This is a genomic window from Clostridium polynesiense, assembly GCF_000820705.1.
In the GTDB taxonomy this organism is placed as follows: Bacteria; Bacillota; Clostridia; order Clostridiales; family Clostridiaceae; genus Clostridium_AA; species Clostridium_AA polynesiense.
In genome coordinates this window covers 1-16,436 of sequence record NZ_CCXI01000133.1, presented here as the reverse complement: position 1 = coordinate 16,436, position 16,436 = coordinate 1, and the positions used below count along the sequence as shown (strand labels likewise).

General features: G+C 36.0%; 17 protein-coding genes. All 17 read left to right on the top strand.

The window, feature by feature from the left end; genetic code table 11:
* The first annotated feature begins 128 nt into the window (after window positions 1-128).
* Window positions 129-2,369, top strand: coding sequence for an ATP-binding protein (locus tag TA89_RS13135; RefSeq protein WP_242850144.1), 2,241 nt, complete (start codon window positions 129-131; stop codon window positions 2,367-2,369).
* Between the two features lie 207 nt (window positions 2,370-2,576).
* Window positions 2,577-3,890, top strand: a complete 1,314-nt coding sequence (locus TA89_RS13130; RefSeq protein WP_082023946.1) for a CitMHS family transporter — start codon at window positions 2,577-2,579, stop codon at window positions 3,888-3,890.
* Between the two features lie 159 nt (window positions 3,891-4,049).
* Window positions 4,050-4,787: a GntR family transcriptional regulator gene (locus tag TA89_RS13125; protein WP_040213999.1), complete on the top strand. Its 738-nt coding sequence runs from the start codon at window positions 4,050-4,052 to the stop codon at window positions 4,785-4,787.
* Window positions 4,777-5,820, top strand: a complete 1,044-nt coding sequence (gene citC, locus TA89_RS13120; protein ID WP_197073456.1) for a [citrate (pro-3S)-lyase] ligase — start codon at window positions 4,777-4,779, stop codon at window positions 5,818-5,820. The genes TA89_RS13125 and citC overlap by 11 nt, the downstream gene beginning before the upstream one ends.
* A gap of 12 nt (window positions 5,821-5,832) precedes the next feature.
* Window positions 5,833-6,132: a citrate lyase acyl carrier protein gene (citD, locus tag TA89_RS13115; RefSeq protein WP_040213997.1), complete on the top strand. Its 300-nt coding sequence runs from the start codon at window positions 5,833-5,835 to the stop codon at window positions 6,130-6,132.
* Window positions 6,132-7,019, top strand: a complete 888-nt coding sequence (gene citE / locus TA89_RS18350; protein ID WP_040213996.1) for a citrate (pro-3S)-lyase subunit beta — start codon at window positions 6,132-6,134, stop codon at window positions 7,017-7,019. Before citD ends, citE begins: the two co-directional genes overlap by 1 nt.
* Entirely contained in the window at window positions 7,020-8,552 is a 1,533-nt protein-coding gene (citF, locus tag TA89_RS18345) for a citrate lyase subunit alpha (RefSeq protein WP_040213995.1), read from the top strand.
* A gap of 13 nt (window positions 8,553-8,565) precedes the next feature.
* On the top strand, window positions 8,566-9,138 hold the full coding sequence (gene citX, locus TA89_RS13100; RefSeq protein ID WP_052447501.1) for a citrate lyase holo-[acyl-carrier protein] synthase: 573 nt from the start codon (window positions 8,566-8,568) through the stop codon (window positions 9,136-9,138).
* Window positions 9,139-9,141: 3 nt separating this feature from the next.
* Entirely contained in the window at window positions 9,142-10,557 is a 1,416-nt protein-coding gene (locus TA89_RS13095; protein ID WP_479723476.1) for an oxaloacetate decarboxylase subunit alpha, read from the top strand.
* An 18-nt stretch (window positions 10,558-10,575) separates the two neighbouring features.
* Entirely contained in the window at window positions 10,576-10,779 is a 204-nt protein-coding gene (locus TA89_RS13090) for a hypothetical protein (protein ID WP_040213994.1), read from the top strand.
* Window positions 10,780-10,809: 30 nt separating this feature from the next.
* On the top strand, window positions 10,810-11,175 hold the full coding sequence (locus TA89_RS13085) for a biotin/lipoyl-containing protein (protein ID WP_040213993.1): 366 nt from the start codon (window positions 10,810-10,812) through the stop codon (window positions 11,173-11,175).
* A 24-nt stretch (window positions 11,176-11,199) separates the two neighbouring features.
* Window positions 11,200-12,336, top strand: a complete 1,137-nt coding sequence (locus TA89_RS13080) for a sodium ion-translocating decarboxylase subunit beta (RefSeq protein ID WP_040213992.1) — start codon at window positions 11,200-11,202, stop codon at window positions 12,334-12,336.
* A 35-nt stretch (window positions 12,337-12,371) separates the two neighbouring features.
* Window positions 12,372-12,545: an OadG family protein gene (locus TA89_RS18340; protein ID WP_147590133.1), complete on the top strand. Its 174-nt coding sequence runs from the start codon at window positions 12,372-12,374 to the stop codon at window positions 12,543-12,545.
* Between the two features lie 101 nt (window positions 12,546-12,646).
* Window positions 12,647-13,093, top strand: a complete 447-nt coding sequence (locus TA89_RS13075; RefSeq protein WP_040213990.1) for a hypothetical protein — start codon at window positions 12,647-12,649, stop codon at window positions 13,091-13,093.
* 169 nt (window positions 13,094-13,262) lie between these two features.
* Window positions 13,263-14,729 (top strand): glycoside hydrolase family 32 protein, encoded by a 1,467-nt coding sequence (locus tag TA89_RS13070; RefSeq protein ID WP_040213988.1) that lies wholly within the window; start codon window positions 13,263-13,265, stop codon window positions 14,727-14,729.
* A 59-nt stretch (window positions 14,730-14,788) separates the two neighbouring features.
* A complete protein-coding gene (locus TA89_RS13065; protein ID WP_197073455.1) occupies window positions 14,789-15,619 on the top strand; it encodes a PRD domain-containing protein in 831 nt (276 codons plus the stop codon).
* 292 nt (window positions 15,620-15,911) lie between these two features.
* Window positions 15,912-16,436, top strand: a 525-nt coding sequence (locus TA89_RS13060; protein WP_040213987.1) for a PTS transporter subunit EIIB, incomplete at its 3' end; no start/stop codon positions are given.

Below are 16,436 nucleotides of genomic sequence, written 5' to 3'. Positions count from 1 at the left end.
AAGTAAAGTGATAAAATATTAACGTTTTCATATTTGATTATATCATATACAATAATAGATAGTAATGGTAATAATGTAAAAACCTTTAAGGGAAAATTATAAGATCAATGTCTTTGGGGGAATAAATTTTGATAAAGAAAACCAAATTGAGAAATAAGATTATTAAGATATCAGTATATTCTTTATTGCTGGTGATAATATTCATACTGAATTTTCAGGTTTATAAGCAGTATAGAGAAATAATAGTAGAAAAGCAGCTTCAAAATATGCTGGGACTTTCCCAGGCCGTTTCAAGAGGAATAAAGCTTTATACCGACAGTATTATAGACAGCATGAGGGTTGTAACCTTAGATGAAAGCTTTAAATACAACTCTATGGAAGAGGGGCAGTCTATTATAAGCAAGGAATATTCAGACAAGCTTAAAGACTTTTATTCGGCAGAAAGAGGAAATATTGATAAATTGTATTTTTTAAACGAGAAGGGCAGCATTATTGCAGAATATCCACAAAGAACCTCTTTTATAAATAACGATTTTTATAAAGAGGTGGAGGCTGCTTCAAAAACAAAGAAGACCTATATAGGAATGGAACAGTACGATGGAAGCAACAATGTTTTTAAATTTAATATATATGAGCCTGTAATCCGTGAGGAAAAGGTTGTGGGGGTTATGGCGGTGACCATAAGCATGGAAACCATTTATGATAAATTAATAAGTCCCACTAAAATAGGAGAAAAAGGCTATGTTATGGTGAAAAATCATGAAGGTATAATAATAATGCATCCGGTAATGGAGCAGGTAGGTATGGATGTTATCGATACAAGAAAGCAGCTCCACCCTAACCTGGATTTCAAGGAGCTTGAAAATCTTATTGAACATCAGCTTAATAAGGAGGAAGGAACGGCGGTATACGACTCCTATTGGTGGGGGGACAAGATGCTTAAAAAGGTTACCAAGCTAAATGCATATACCCCTTTGGACATAGGAAACAGATTTTGGGTTATAGCAACTACTATGTCTTATAATGAGATACAGGGACCAATAACGGAATTTTTATTTAAGGTTCTTGGAATCACCGGCCTGATGGCTGTGATAGTTTATATGTTTATATATGATTTGATAAAAACAAAAAAATATAAAGAAGAGCTTATAAAAGAAACGGAATATCTTAAAAACCTCAATGAACTTTCGGAGCAGCTTCGAAAGAAGGAGGGGGAACTTTATCATTCCAATAAACTTAATATGATAGGAACTCTTGCAGGAGGGATCGCCCATGATATAAACAATCTTATGACTCCCATCCTTGGATATTCAGAATTTATACTTATGAGAATGCCTAAGGATAACGAATATTTTGAAGAAGTTGAAGAAATATATAAAGCTTCAGTAAAAGGAAAAGAATTAACGCAGCAGATATTATCCTTTACAAGAAGCGAAAAGGTAAAATCCAAGGTAGAAGCAGTGAATATTAAGGAGAGCGTAATGGAATCTATAACACTGGTTAAGTCAGTGCTTCCTAAGAAGATAACCATAAATGAGAAGCTTGAGGACTGTGGATACATAATGGCTAACTTCACACAGATACATCAAATAATTTTTAATCTCTGCACTAATGCCTACCAGGCAGTGGATAAAAGACAGGGTGTAATAAATATAACCTTAAGAAAGCTGGAACTTCAGGAGATAGAAAGTCTTAATAAAAAGCTCAGCAGAGAAAAGAGTTATTTAGAGCTTACAATTCAGGATAACGGACGAGGGATGGAGGAAGAGGTTAAATCCAGGATATTTGATCCCTTCTATACCACTAAAGCAAGAGGAGAAGGAACAGGACTAGGGCTATTTGTAGTGCACAATATTCTGGAAAAGTACGGAGGAAGCATAGAGGTTTACAGCAAGCCGGGAGAAGGCAGCAGCTTTAAAATATATCTTCCTTTGGCCTCTGAAGATGAAATGCAAGAATCTGTTTCTGCTGAATTAGAAGAAAATTTCCATGTGACTAAAAAGAAGATTCTCATAGTAGATGACAATAAAAATATTTTAAAGCTTTTGAAGAAGGAACTGTCTTTTAAAGGTTATGAAATAATAACTGAAACAGATAGTAAAAAGGCACTGGCAGCATTTGAAAGTCAGTATGACAGCATAGACCTGGTAATAACAGATTACATTATGCCAAAATATAATGGAATTGAACTTGCAGAAAAAATGAAAAATATCAAAAGCAGTATAGGTATAGTTTTATTGACAGGATACATCGAAGAGGGTGAAAAAATAAACCTTTCGGAGGATATTATAGATGCACATATATCCAAGCCTATTGCATTGGAAGAACTTTTAAGGGTGATACAGAAAATATTTAAAAAAAGCTTATAATTAAAAAGTTCTTAAAATATTTTAATGCTATTTTAAGAACTTTTTAAGATTTGAAAAAAAGAACACTAAAAAAACACTGTTTATAGGCAAAAAAGGAAAAACTTTATTGCTATGGAAATACCCCCTATTTATAATTAAGATAGTTAGCTAACTATTAGAATTTTCCATTTTAAAACGTTTACAAACAATATGGAAGGGTGTTTTATTATGTTAACTTTTTTAGGTTACGGTATAGTAATTACTTTTATGATAGTAATAATGGCAAAAAAGATGTCAGCCATGACTTCTCTTATACTTATACCAGTAGTGTTCGCTGCAATAGGGGGATTTGGATTAAAAGATATAGGTAAGTTCTGTAAGGCTGGTATCGGAAGCGTAGCGCCTACAGCGGCAATGCTCCTTTTTGCAATAATGTTCTTTGGATTAATGATAAATGCAGGATTATTTGATCCTCTTGTAAACTGGGCTATAAAGAAGACTAAGGGAGACCCAGTTAGAATACTAGTGGCAACTGCGATATTAGCGGCTGTTATTTCTTTAGACGGAGACGGAACTACAACAACTATGATCTGCTGTACAGCTTTAGTTCCAATTTATAAAAAGCTTGATCTTAAACTTCTTTATCTTGCAACTATAATAATACTTCAAAATTCCATTATGAATCTTCTTCCATGGGGAGGACCAACAGCTAGAGTTATGTCAGCCCTTAAACTTGATGGAGGAGAAATATTAAGACCTTTGGTTCCAGGTATGATAATTGCAGCTATATATGTAGTTGGAGTTGCCTATATACTTGGAAGAAAAGAGCGTAAGAGACTTGGTCATAAATTCGTTGATGAGACTGCAATAGCAGAAATTGCAGCAGCATCACAAGCTGAACTTTCAGAAGAAGATGCTGCTTTAAAGAGACCAAAGCTTATATGGGTAAATTTAATCTTAACTTTATTGGTTGTTTTCTTACTGGTAGAAGGAACACTTCCAGCAGTGGTTATTTTTGAAATCGGTACAGCTCTGGCACTGATAATTAATTATAAATCATTAAAATTACAAAGAGAGCTTATTGAAAATCATGCAGGAAGCGCTATACAGGTTATTATAATGGTGCTTGCAGCAGGTATATTTATGGGAATATTAACAGGTTCAGGTATGGCCGAGGCTATTGCACTCAGCATGACTAAACTAATACCTGAAGGACTGGCAGCAAGATTCCCTCTTATCACTGCTATTATAAGCATACCTGGTACATTCCTGCTGTCAAATGATGCTTTCTACTATGGAGTACTTCCTATATTAGCAGAAACCGGTGCAGCTTATGGTTTTACATCACTTCAAATCGGTGTTGCTTCAGTTATGGGACAAGCATTCCACCTATTAAGTCCATTGGTAGCATTTATATACTTGTTACTCCAGTTAACAGAAGTGGACATGGGAGAATGGCAGAGATTTTCTGCTAAATGGGCAATAGGAGTATTTGTAATATTCGTTGGTGCAGCAGTAGCTACAGGAGCTTTTCCTCTATAGTAAAGTTTTAACTTGTTCATATTATTACTGTTATGTGAGGTGAAAAAGTTCCTTAGGGGACTTTTTTACCTCTTTGCTTAACTGGAAAAATTTACACCTGAGTATAGATAAGATTTTAAAAAGGATAAATAATTTTAAATCAGGAGGGAATAAACATCCATGGAATATATGGACAAGATTTCAAAAAAAATCAGTTTTAATGAGGATAAGCCTCTTAAGGAAATACTTTATGAATGCCTTAAGGATAATATTATAAAAGGTGTTATACCTGTGGGTCAGAGAATAGTAGAAAAATCTCTGGCGGATAAACTCAATATAAGCAGAACTCCGGTGAGAGAAGCTTTAAAAAGGCTGGAGCAGGAGGAAATAGTAGAATATGTCCACGGAAAAGGGATTATTGTAAAAAATATTACGGAAGAAGAAGTTGTGGAAATATATAAGATAAGAAAAAATCTGGAGGTATTGGCGGCTGTAAATGCCATGGAAAATATTTCAAAGGAAGAGATAGAAAATATTGAAAGACTTCTGAATTTAACTGAAGAGAAGGATAAACAGGGAGATATTAAGGAAGTTATCAGACTCTTTGCAAAGTTTAACCAAAAAATATATGAAGCCAGCAGAATGAAACGGCTCACCTCGATGATTACCAAATTAAAGGAATACCATGAAAGGTTCAGAGATATTTCTATGGCTGAAAACTCCAGAAGGGAAAAAGGTCTTATTGAGCATAGAGAAATCCTAAAAGCCATAGGGGAAAAGGATTATGAGCGGATTGAAGATATGATATCCAGGCATTTGGATAAATCCATGTGCCTAGTGTTAAAAGAACTAAGGGAACAGAAAAAGATCCTCAGTGCAGACAAAAATGATAAGGAAAATGTGAAAAATGGAATATGAAATCATAGAAAAACGAATGTTCCTTGATGATATAGAGGATAGAAAAGCCTTAGAGCTGCTTTTAACTGAGGAAGGAATAAAACTTGATAAAAACCTGGAGTATACCGTAGGAATATATTCTGGTGAAAGGCTTATAGGCACAGGTTCTTTTTTTAAGAACACTTTAAGATGCCTGGCGGTAAGCAGAGAATACCAGGGACTGGGACTTATGAACAGGATAGCTTCTCATCTGATGAACGAAGAATATCAAAGAGGGTATACACATATATTCTTATACACTAAAGGCGGTGCGGCTGAGACCTTTAAAGACATGGGCTTTTATGAGATAGAAAGAATTAAAGATGTACTGGTGTTTATGGAAAACAGGAAAAATGGAATAAGGGAATATGCAGAAGGGCTATATGCGGATAAAGTTGTCGGTGACAGCATAGCTTCCATTGTAGTTAATGCAAATCCTTTTACTTTGGGACATCAGTATTTAATAGAAAAAGCTGCATCAGAAAATGATGTGCTTCATGTCTTTGTAGTTTCGGAAGAGGCCTCTGTGGTTCCTGCTTCCGTAAGGTATGAACTGGTTAAGCAGGGAACAAAGCATCTTAAAAATGTAGTCCTTCATAAGTCAGGTGACTATATTATATCTCATGCCAGCTTCCCCTCCTATTTCATAAAGGAGGAGGAGAGTGTGGTAAGGCTTCATGCAGAGCTGGATATCAGAATATTTGCTGACTATATTGCTAAATCCTTAGGGATAAGAAGGAGATATGTAGGTGAGGAACCCTTTGATGAGGTTACTAGAACCTATAATGAAGTTATGAAGGAAAGCCTTGAAGAAAGAGGTATAGAATGCATAATAATCCCCAGATTTTTAAAGTATGGTGAAGCGGTAAGTGCTTCAAGGGTAAGAAGATATATAAGGGAAAATAACCTGGAAAGCATAAAAGACTTGGTACCTTATACTACCTATGACTATTTTAAGTCACGGGAAGGAAAGGCTTTAATTGAAAAAATAAAGAAGAATCATGGAAGACATTAGGAGGGGAAGAAAATGAAAGCTGTAAAAAGCTCAATGGCAGGGACTTTAGAGTCCAGTGATATTCAAATTACCATCGAGCCCATGAATAATCAGGGCATTGTTATAGAATTAAAAAGTTCCGTAGAAAAGCAGTTTGGAAAGCAGATAAGAAGCACTATAACTGAAACTTTAGAAGGTTTAAAAATGAATGGGGTTAAAGTGATTGCTATAGATAAAGGAGCACTGGATTGTACAATAAAGGCCAGGGTTCAGTGTGCAGCTTACAGAGCTGCAGAAATACAACAGGGTTATGATTGGGAGGGGATTGAGTAATGGAACGTTTAAGAAGGACTATGATGTTCGTTCCGGGAAGCAATCCTGGAATGGTAAAGGAAGCATATATATATAAAGCTGACTGCATAATGTTTGATCTTGAAGATGCTGTAGCTTTGTCAGAAAAGGATTCAGCAAGATTTTTAGTATACAATGCCTTAAAGAGCGTAGATTACGGCAGCACAGAGCTTGTAGTCAGGATAAATGCTTTAGATACGCCTTACGGAAGAGAAGATATAGAAGCAATGGTGAGGGCGGGAGTTCATGTGATAAGACTTCCAAAGACAGAAAAGAAAGAAGATATATTAGAAGTGGAAAGAGAGATAGAAAAAGTGGAGAAAAGCTGCGGCAGGGAAGTTGGAAGTACTAAAATGATGGCAGCAATCGAAAGCCCTTTAGGCATTATTAATGCTTATGACATAGCCTCTTCAAGCTCAAGACTCATAGCAATGGCTTTAGGAGCAGAGGATTTCGTAACCAATATGAAAACCAGGAGATATCCTAACGGTCAGGAACTCTTTGCAGCAAGAAGCCAAATCATTCTTGCAGCAAGGGCTGCAGGGATTTATGCCATAGACACTGTATATACCGAGGTGGATAATGAACAGGGCTTCAGAGAGGAAGTTGAACTTATAAAGCAGCTTGGCTTCGATGGAAAATCTGTTATAAATCCAAGGCAGATCAAGCCTGTGCATGAAATATATACTCCTTCAGATAAAGAGATTAAAAAATCCGTAGATATTATAAGAGCAGCAAGAGAGGCAGAAGAAAGAGGATTGGGAGTTATAGCCTTAAATGGAAAGATGATAGACAAACCTATTATAGATAGAGCAGAGAGATTACTGCAGCTGGCAGAGGCTGCAGGAGTGTATAAGGAGGGCATATAAATGAAAAACAGCATAGGAAGAGAGATTCCGGAAGAAGTATTAAATGGAAAGCCTCTATTTCAAGGCGCCTTTTCCAGAATGGGAGAAGTTAAAAGGACAGCTCCCAGAGTTATGCCCGGAAAGCCTCAGGATAGCAAGCTTTTAGAAAGCTTAGAAGAAGCGGTAATGAAAAGCGGATTAAAAGATGGCATGACTATTTCCTTTCACCACCATTTTAGGGAAGGGGATTATATATTAAATAAGGTAGTAGATATTATTGCGGACATGGGTATAAAGAATCTTACCCTGGCTTCCAGCTCATTAGGAAGCATCTATAAAAAGTTGATTCCCCATATAAAAAATGGAGTGATTACAAAGATAACCACCAGCGGTTTAAGAGGAGATCTTGGCGATGAAATATCCAGGGGACTAATGAAGGAACCGGTGATAATAAGATCCCATGGAGGGAGGGCAAGAGCTATTGAAAGCGGTGAAATAGAAATAGATGTAGCATTTTTAGGAGCTCCTTCCTGCGATGAATATGGTAATGCCAGCGGTACAGGAGGAAAAGCAAACTGTGGCTCCTTGGGTTATTCTATGGTAGATGCCGATTATGCACATAAGGTGATCATGATTACTGATTGCATAGTACCTTTCCCTAATATGCCTGCCAGCATTCCTCAGAATAAGGTGGATTATGTGGTTAAGGTAGAGGAAATAGGAAACCCTTCAGGAATTGTATCCGGTGCTACCAGATACACAAAAAATCCTAAGGAACTGCTTATAGCGGAATTTGCCAGTAAGGTTATTACTAAATCTCCTTATTTTAAAGATAATTTTTCACTGCAGACAGGGACCGGAGGTTCCACTCTTGCAGTAAGCAGGTTTATAAGAGATGAAATGTTAAAAAAGAATATTAAAGCAAGCTTTGCCCTCGGTGGAATAACAAAACAGATGATAGAAATGCATGAAGAAGGACTGATTAAAAATATTTTCGATGTACAGGATTTTGATTTAACAGCAGTAGAGTCTATTTCCAGAAGTCCTATGCATCATGAAATAGATGCCTCCTTCTATGCTAATCCCCACAACAAGGGATGCATAGCAAATAACCTTGATGTAGTAGTGCTATCAGCCTTAGAAATAGATACAGACTTCAACGTAAATGTAATGACAGGTTCCGATGGAGTATTGAGAGGTGCTTCAGGAGGACACTGTGATACAGCAGCCTGTGCTAAATTGACTGTAATAGTATCTCCCCTTGTAAGAGGAAGGATTCCCTGCGTGGTGGAGGAGGTAAATACCGTTATCACTCCAGGAGAAAGCATAGACGTTTTGGTTACAGAGATAGGTATTGCAATAAATCCTTTAAGACAGGATTTAATGGAGATTTATAAAAATGGAGATATACCTGTATTCACCATAGAAGAGCTTAAGGAAAAAGCCTTGAGCATTGTAGGGATACCAGAAAAAATTCAGTATGAGGATGATGTGGTGGCACTGGTAGAATACAGAGACGGAAGCATAATAGATGTAGTTAGAAAAGTGAAATAAAGGAGGTTTTTAAGTGAGTATATACTTTCAAGGTCTAGAACAGAGTCTTGAGGACATATTAAAGAGCAGGGAAGAAAGATCAAGACATCAAAGAAATCTTATAGAAGGGTTTGGCAAAACTTTATTATCCTTTAAATTAAATATCCCCGGACCGGTAAAGAATAACTCACTTATAAAATCTGTTTTTCATGAAGGGATTAAGGAAATAAAGAGTTCTATCGAAAAGTTAAAGGTAAATATTATATTGGAAGAAACGGTTTATAAAAACAGCGGACCTGAGTTTTATGCTGTGGCTGATATGAAGGCTGATGAATTAAAGTTTTCAGCAGTTAGAATAGAAGAAAACCATCCTTTAGGAAGAGTCTTTGATTTTGATATATGGGACAATACAGGAAAGCAGCTTTCCAGAAGTGATTTAGGTTTTCAGGGAAGAAGGTGCTTCCTCTGTGAGGAGGAGGCCTTTAACTGTGCAAGAAGCAGAAAACACAGTATAGAAGAAATGATAAGCAGCATTGAAAGCAGAGCTTTAAAATATTTTGGAGAAAACTCTAATAAACAGGCTCTGCTACCACTTACCAAGGAGTGATTAATGGTGGATAAAGTAAAGATAACTGAAACAGCATTAAGGGATGGACATCAATCTCTTATTGCTACCAGATTAAGTACGGAAGAAATAATACCTATTTTAGAAAAAATGGATGAGGCAGGATACTATTCACTGGAGATTTGGGGTGGAGCTACCTTTGACGCCTCTTTAAGATTTCTTAAGGAGGATCCCTGGGAAAGACTGAGAAAAATAAGAAGGGTGGTTAAGAAAACTAAGCTTCAAATGCTTCTGAGAGGGCAGAATCTTCTAGGTTATAAGCATTATGCTGATGATGTTGTGGAGGCTTTCATAGAAAAATCTATAGAAAATGGAATAGACATAATAAGGGTATTTGATGCTTTAAATGATGTGAGAAACCTGGAAACCTCTATTAGAGCTGTTAAGAAATTCGGTGGTCATTGCCAGTGCGCCTTAAGTTATACTATAAGCCCTGTACATACTACAGATTATTATATAAACCTGGCAAAGAAAATGCAGGAATTAGGGGCCCATTCTATATGTATTAAGGATATGGCGGGGATATTAACTCCCTATACAGCTTATGAATTAGTTTCGGAGCTTAAAAAGGTTATAGATATTCCTATAGAGCTTCACACCCATAGTACCAGCGGAATTGCATCCATGACTTATCTTAAAGCGGTGGAAGCGGGAGTAGACATAATAGATACAGCTATATCACCTTTTGGAGAAGGAACTTCTCAGCCATCAACTGAATCTCTTGCGGTTACCCTGAGCCAGGGAAGCAGAGGCACTGATTTAAATTTGGATCTGTTAAATGACATTGCGGAATATTTCAAGCCTATAAAAGAAAAGTACAGAGAAAATGGAATATTAAATCCTAAAGTTATGGATGTAGAGCCTAAGACTCTTACTTATCAGGTTCCCGGAGGCATGCTTTCAAATCTTTTATCCCAGCTTAAGCAGCAGGGGGCGCTAGACAAATATGAAGAAGTGCTTAGAGAAATACCAAGAGTAAGGGAGGATTTAGGTTATCCGCCTTTAGTTACCCCTTTAAGTCAGATGGTTGGAACTCAGGCGGTATTTAATGTGCTTTCAGGTCAGAGATATAAAATGGTGCCCAAGGAGATAAAGGAATATGTAAAAGGATTGTATGGAAAATCACCTGCACCTATTAAAGAAGAAATAAGAAGTAAGATTATAGGGGATGAGGAAGTCATAACCGTAAGACCTGCAGATTTAATAAAACCTGAAATAGAAAAGGCTAGGGACGAGATTGGAGAAATAGCAGAATCCTTTGAAGATGTGCTTTCTTATATTTTATTTCCTCAGGTGGCAAAGAGCTTTTTTGAATACAGGACAAAAGGAGAGCATCTCACTGAAGAGGTTGAGACTAAGGAAGATAAGGGTGTAATGCACTATATTACTGTAACTATGTAGAATAAGGATGGTGAAAAAGTGGGATTTTTAAGCAGCTTAAGCAGGCTTTTCAATAAAGAAGAAATAGATGATAAGCCTGAAGAAATATCTATATTAAAAAAGGAAGAATATGAGATAGATGAAGAGGATAGGCTGGTGGTTGCTCTGGCGGCTTCTATCATGGCAGGAAAGGATAAGCCTGATTCCTATTTTCACATTTCAAAGATGACCAGAATAAAATAACGGATTTATCAGCTTGGAAGGAGATAAATAATGAAAAAATATATTATAAAGCTAAATGGAAAAACCTATGAAGTAGAAATGGAAGAGGTAACGGCAGAGCAAAGTGCAGCTTTGGAGAATGAGAAAGCATCATCAGTAAAGAATACTGAAGCAGCTCCTCAAAAGGGAGAAGTAAACGGATCAGGATTAGTTATGGATGCTCCTATGCCTGGCAACATCATAGAGGTTTCTGTAAAGCAAGGCGACAGAGTTAAAAAGGGAGACCTGCTTGTAATATTAGAAGCTATGAAGATGGAAAATGAAATAGTATCGCCGGTAGATGGAACTGTGGTTAATATAGGTGTAACTAAAGGACAAACTGTAAACCCTGGGGATACACTTGTGGAGATAGCTTAATAGGCTCAGGAGGGAGAATTGTATATGGAAATATTAATACAAGGGATTGCATCACTTACCATGAAGCAGATTATAATGTGGATTATAGGTGGAATTTTAATTTATTTAGCTATAGAAAAGGAATATGAACCGGCTCTGCTTTTGCCTATGGGATTTGGAGCCATGCTGGTAAACTTCCCGGGAACAGGAGTGCTTACACAGATTATTGGAGGAACCAAGGTAGAAGGAATATTAGACTTCCTATTTGCCGGTGGTATAGCTACTGAAATGTTTCCTCTTTTAATATTCATAGGTATTGGAGCGATGATAGACTTCGGGCCTCTTCTGCAAAACCCATTCATGCTGCTTTTCGGAGCTGCTGCTCAATTTGGGATATTCTTTACCATATGCGTTGCAGGACTTTTTGGCGGCTTCAACATAAGAGAGGCGGCCTCCATTGGAATTATAGGGGCAGCAGACGGACCTACTTCAATTTTTGTAACCAGCCAGCTGGCAAAGAATCTTATAGGACCAGTTACTATTGCAGCTTATTCCTATATGGCTCTTGTACCTATAATTCAGCCTTTTGCCATAAAGCTGGTAACTACTAAAAAAGAGCGTCAAATAAAAATGAAATATGAAGCTGCAGGGGTATCTAAAGCTACTAAAATTTTGTTTCCTATAGTGATTACCATAGTTGCAGGATTAATAGCTCCTATATCTCTTCCATTAATCGGTTTTTTAATGTTTGGTAATTTATTAAGAGAATGCGGTGTGTTGGACAGATTGTCCAGTACAGCTCAAAATGAGCTGGTTAATATAGTTACCATACTTCTTGGCATAACTATAGCAACTAAAATGACCGGGGAGGAGTTTATTCAATTTAAAACCCTTCTCATCATAGGCTTTGGACTTATTGCTTTCATTTTTGATACCATCGGAGGAGTTGTTTTTGCTAAAATAATCAATATATTTAAAAAGGCAGCAGGAAAGCCCCTTATAAATCCTATGATAGGAGCAGCAGGAATATCTGCTTTCCCAATGTCTGCAAGGGTTATACAGAAGATGGCTCAGAAGGAGGATCCTCAAAACTTTGTGCTTATGTATGCTGTAGGAGCTAATGTGGCAGGGCAGATAGCCTCTGTTATAGCCGGAGGACTTATCCTTGCTTACTTTGTTTAAAACTAATTTTACTACTTTAGAAATGAGGAATCAAAATGAATATAAACAATAATCTCCCTGTATTCTATGAAGGCTTAAAGATAATGGTCTTCGGCATGACAGGAATCTTTCTTGTACTTTCCCTGCTATTTGCAGCCATAAAAGCTTTATTGAAAATTTTTCCAAGTGCCAGGCACCTGACAAGTGACAAAAGTCATGGAAATAAATAATAATTTGGGTTTTATATGGTAAAATATTCATTTGTATAGTATAATTCAAATTAATAAGCAGAATAATAGAATATATTTCTGATAAAGGAATGAATGCTATTATGAGAAAAAATGAATTTAAGGAATTTACCATAAAAGACTGTATAAAGTCAAATATAGTTTCATCAGTTATATTTGCAGGAATGTTAGTGGGGTTATATTTTATCAGCAGTTTAATAATTAAAGCGGCCAGATATAGAGCTGTGGTTCAAGGAAAAGACAGCGGATGGTCATTTTTAGGAGTATTAATTTTAGGAATTCTTATAATAGGGTTAATAATGATAATTTATTCCTCTTTAATCCCTATGTTTATAAATATCTATCCTAAATTTATGGATAATTTAAAGTCTCTTATATTGATATCAGCAATAAATATATTTTTTTCCTATACGGTATATAGAGCTTTAGGAAAAAAATTATCCTTGATTTATGCTGTGTTTTCTTTAGGAGGAATGGTTACAGTTTTGTTGGTAAGATATAACAGCATAAAGAATGCAAAAGGTGAATAAATATATATTGAATTAAATATTGAGGATTGTTACTGGTAAAGCAGGCAAGACCTAAAAGTTCGGGGAAATATCTTTGTATAGGATAAATCCGTTCTTTTAGGTCTTTTATTATATAAAGGCTTATATTGAAGTCAATGCATAATAAAAATATTAAAGGAGTGTTATGCGGATGAACAGAGAGCAAGAGCTTTTAAACAGGGCACATAAGGAAATTAACGAAAATAAGAAGCTGGTAGAGAAAGACTGCTTTAGGCAGAAATATCATATTCAGCCTCCTGTAGGATTTTTAAATGACCCTAATGGCTTTATTGAATTCAATGGAGAGTATCACGTTTTTTATCAATTCAACCCTTTTTATCCTGGGGAAAAGATGGTGTATTGGGCTCATGTAAAAAGCAGAGATCTGATTAACTGGGAGGAGCTTCCCATAGCTTTAGCTCCTAGTGAGTGGTACGAAAAAAATGGCTGCTATTCAGGATCAGCAGTAAAGAATAAAGGTGTTTTGACTCTTATGTATACAGGTAATGTACTGGACGAGGAAAGGAACAGAGAAGCATATCAGTGCTTGGCTGAAAGTACTGATGGTGTGAAGTTTATTAAACACAGCAGCAATCCTGTTATAGATAAGCAGCCCTCAGGATTTACAGCTCATTTCAGAGACCCTAAGCTGTGGCAAAAGAATGGTTTGTGGTATATGGTGATAGGTGCACAAACGGATAAAGAAGAAGGAAGGGTACTTTTATATAAATCCAGGGATTTATTGAATTGGGATTTTGTAGGGGCAACTGCAGGAAGCAATATGGAAGGCTTAGAGGATTTCGGCTATATGTGGGAATGCCCTAATTTATTCAATATGGAAGATAAGGATATATTAATCTGCTGCCCTCAGGGGGTAGAGCCTCAGGGGTTATTATACAATAATCTCTTTCAATGCGGATATCTGGCGGGAAAGCTGGATTACAGCAGCGGTGTGCTGAAGCATAAAGGATTTACAGAAATGGACAGAGGCTTTGAATTTTATGCTCCTCAAATTACCGAGGACAGTAAAAACAGAGTTCTATTAATAGGATGGATGGGAATGCCGGGAGATGTACATCCCACTGAAAAATTCAGATGGATGCACTGCTTGACAATACCACGAGAGCTGAAGCTGATAGGGGAAAAGCTCCATCAAAGTCCTGTAGAGGAATTGAAAAGTTTGAGAAAGGAGGAAATCGCTTATAATCATGTAACTATCACAGATGAGGAAATTCAGCTGGAGAATATATCAGGAAATAACTTCGAGCTGGAAATAATAATTGAGGAGATAGATGCTGAAGAGTTCGGAATAAAGCTCAGAACCTCCAAAAGTAAAGATGAATACACACTTTTGAATTACAGCAGAGACAAAAAACTCATTATCCTAGATAGAAATAAAAGTGGAAAAAATCTTAAGGGTATCAGGGGCTGCAGACTTTCTAATGAACTTAAGAGCTTGAGAATATTTTCAGATAATTCCTCTGTTGAAATATTTGTTAATAATGGCGAGGAAGTATTTACCAGCAGGGTGTTTCCTGATATGCTGAGTACAGATATTTGGTTTTTATCCAATAATGGAAGGGTAAACATAAAATCCGTAAGAAAATGGGAGATATAAAAGCGATGAAAGGATGGGGAAATCATTGCATAATAAGGTGATGTCAGGATGTGATGGGGTTGAGGGTAAAGAAGGTATTTAACAACAATGCTTTATTAGTAGAGGATAATGGAGCTGAAAAAATTGTAATGGGATCGGGCATTGGTTTTCAGAAAAAAGTAAAAGATATAGTGCCCATAGAAAGAATTGAAAAAATATTTGAACCTAAAGAAGAAAAGGAATACGAGGCTTTTAAAAAGATACTGGAAACCATACCTACTGAGCACATAAGAATTGCAGAAAAAATAATTAACTATGCAGAAGAAAAGCTTGAAACAAGGCTTAAAGAACATATCCATATAGTGCTTGCGGATCATATTTCCTTTGCTTTAGAAAGGATTTCTTCAGGATTAAATATTAAAAACAAGCTTCTTAATGAGATTGCACTATTATATAAAAAGGAATTTGAAATTGGTAAATGGGCTGTAGAAATAATCAATGAGGAGCTTAGTACAAAGCTTCCCATAGATGAGGCTGGATATATTGCTCTTCACATTCACGCCGTATATACCAACAGCACTTTGGAGGAATCTATAGATGCAGCTAAAATAATAAGAGACATGATAGATATAATCCAGGGTGAAATGAATATAGATATAGATAAAGACATATTATCTTATGAAAGGCTTGTTACTCATCTCCGCTTTGCACTTCAAAGGAAAGAGGACAATAAGGAATTTCATGATTTGGATTTAGAACTTATACTTATGATTAAGGAAAAATATACACAATCCTATGCTTGTGCAGTTAAAATAAGAGATTTTTTAAAGGATTCTTATAATATTTATTTTGATGAAACAGAGTTATGCTATATATCTCTTCACATTGAAAGAATAAGAAAAAAACCTTAATATTACCTTGGAAATACTAAAGATTCAAGAAAATCCTTACTGTTGGATTTATTTTTACCTAGGTTAAATATAATTAAATGTTCACATATTATTTATTGATATAATATGGAAAATATGATATCATTTTCATATAAAATAAATATTCGGATTGTTACTGGTAATGCAGGCAAGACCAAAAATATCAAAGAGCGTTCTTTGAATTTTTGGTCTTTTTTTATTTATCAGTACAGTTATTAAGAACTTATTATTAAAGGTAAATCATTAAAAAATATTATAAGGGAGGTAATAGGTTATGACGTCAAGAGAATTAGCTGAAAAAATACTTCAGAACGTAGGAGGAAAGGAAAATATTGATGCAGTTACTCACTGTGCCACAAGATTAAGATTAACTTTAAAGGATAATAAAAAAGCAGATACTGAAGCGATTAAAAATCTGGATAAGGTAGTTACTGCCTTGGTAAGAAGCGAACAGTTTCAGGTAATACTTGGAGTGGGATTAGTTGATGAAGTATATAAGGAAATGATTGAGCTGATGGGCGGTTTTGAAACTAATACCACTGAGAAAAAAGCATATCCTAAAGGTATTAAAGGAGTTATGAAAAGGTTATCTAATATATTTGTTCCTTTAATACCGGCACTGGTAGGCGGCGGTATGCTAATGGGAGTGAATCACCTTTTAAAAACCTTCGGTGTTGTAAGTGAGACCAATGAGATTTCCCAGCTTTTAGGACTGTTTTCAAGTTCACCCTTTGTGTTCTTATATATACTGGTAGGATATACAGCAGCAAAAGAATTTGGAGGAACACCTATTTTAGGA

What these genes read in the sequence shown, in the direction of transcription:
- TA89_RS13075 (WP_040213990.1), top strand. Translation starts at nt 12,647, where the DNA reads ATGAGAAAAAATGAATTTAAGGAATTTACCATAAAAGACTGTATAAAG.
- TA89_RS13085 (WP_040213993.1), top strand. Translation starts at nt 10,810, where the DNA reads ATGAAAAAATATATTATAAAGCTAAATGGAAAAACCTATGAAGTAGAA.
- citC (WP_197073456.1), top strand. Translation starts at nt 4,777, where the DNA reads ATGGAATATGAAATCATAGAAAAACGAATGTTCCTTGATGATATAGAG.
- TA89_RS13095 (WP_479723476.1), top strand. Translation starts at nt 9,142, where the DNA reads ATGGTGGATAAAGTAAAGATAACTGAAACAGCATTAAGGGATGGACAT.
- TA89_RS13080 (WP_040213992.1), top strand. Translation starts at nt 11,200, where the DNA reads ATGGAAATATTAATACAAGGGATTGCATCACTTACCATGAAGCAGATT.
- citD (WP_040213997.1), top strand. Translation starts at nt 5,833, where the DNA reads ATGAAAGCTGTAAAAAGCTCAATGGCAGGGACTTTAGAGTCCAGTGAT.
- TA89_RS13125 (WP_040213999.1), top strand. Translation starts at nt 4,050, where the DNA reads ATGGAATATATGGACAAGATTTCAAAAAAAATCAGTTTTAATGAGGAT.
- citF (WP_040213995.1), top strand. Translation starts at nt 7,020, where the DNA reads ATGAAAAACAGCATAGGAAGAGAGATTCCGGAAGAAGTATTAAATGGA.
- TA89_RS13070 (WP_040213988.1), top strand. Translation starts at nt 13,263, where the DNA reads ATGAACAGAGAGCAAGAGCTTTTAAACAGGGCACATAAGGAAATTAAC.
- TA89_RS13130 (WP_082023946.1), top strand. Translation starts at nt 2,577, where the DNA reads ATGTTAACTTTTTTAGGTTACGGTATAGTAATTACTTTTATGATAGTA.
- citE (WP_040213996.1), top strand. Translation starts at nt 6,132, where the DNA reads ATGGAACGTTTAAGAAGGACTATGATGTTCGTTCCGGGAAGCAATCCT.
- TA89_RS18340 (WP_147590133.1), top strand. Translation starts at nt 12,372, where the DNA reads ATGAATATAAACAATAATCTCCCTGTATTCTATGAAGGCTTAAAGATA.